2 protein-coding genes are annotated in these 1,054 nt (G+C 49.0%); both read left to right on the top strand.

The window, feature by feature from the left end; all coding sequences use genetic code 11:
* A partial coding sequence (locus KIV40_RS29500; protein ID WP_285352802.1) for an EAL domain-containing protein occupies positions 1-384 on the top strand: 384 nt, incomplete at its 5' end.
* 112 nt (positions 385-496) lie between these two features.
* A partial coding sequence (locus KIV40_RS29505; protein WP_285352805.1) for a class I SAM-dependent methyltransferase occupies positions 497-1,054 on the top strand: 558 nt, incomplete at its 3' end.

Consider the following 1,054-nt stretch of genomic DNA (forward strand, 5'->3'; position numbering starts at 1 on the left):
ACTGCAGCCATGAGTAACATGAAGCAGGCAATTAAGCTCTTTACTCGCTTGAAAGAACTCGGCTGTATGATCGCACTGGATGATTTTGGTTCAGGCTTATCTTCATTTGGTTATCTGAAGAAACTGCCCGTGGATATCGTTAAGATCGATGGTCTGTTTGTGCGTGATATTGATGTCAACGAGATGGACCACGTGATGGTGCGCTCAATCAATGATCTGGCCAAGCAGATGGGCAAATACACGGTGGCTGAGTTTGTGGAGAACACCCAAATCATTGATAAGCTTATCGAGCTTGGGGTCAACTACGCACAAGGCTACATCATAGGTCGCCCTAAACCGTTACCTGAGCTGGTGGAAGAGCTACGACAAGAGCGTGTGCTTTAATTAGCGAGCGTGTTGGCTAAAAACAGAAAGTCATCTCAAAGTTACGTATTTATGAGGCAATCAGGTAAACTGGTTGCCTTATTTTTTATCATCGAGTCCTCTGGAGACAACCTTGCAACTACAACTGATTTGCGAAGACGCGAACCAAATTGACCACCTCAATGAGTTGGCTTCACGCTGGCACCTATCTCACGATGAGAACAGTGTGTTTGCCTTAGTGTTGACCAGCGAAAGGCTTGAGCTGCGTAAAGTTGATGAGCCAAAGCTTGGTGCTATCTTTGTGGATTTGGTAGGCGGAGCCGTTGGACACCGACGTAAATTTGGTGGTGGCAAAGGGCAAGCGATCGCTAAGGCTGCAGGTCTGAACAAGGGCGCGACGCCAACCATACTTGATGGTACGGCAGGGTTGGGGCGTGATGCATTTGTGTTGGCATCATTGGGCTGCAAAGTTCAGATGGTTGAGCGACACACTGTGGTTGCAGCTCTGCTTGATGATGGCCTGCAGCGCGCGCAGCACGACCCTGATATCGGTAGCTGGGTGAGTGAGCGTATGAGTTTGATTCATGCCTCGAGTCATGATGCGCTTGATAAGCTGAGTGCCGATCCAGAGTTTGCTCAACCCGACGTGGTCTATCTTGACCCTATGTACCCACACCCTGAGAACAAGAAG

Source organism: Vibrio sp. D173a (assembly GCF_030248475.1).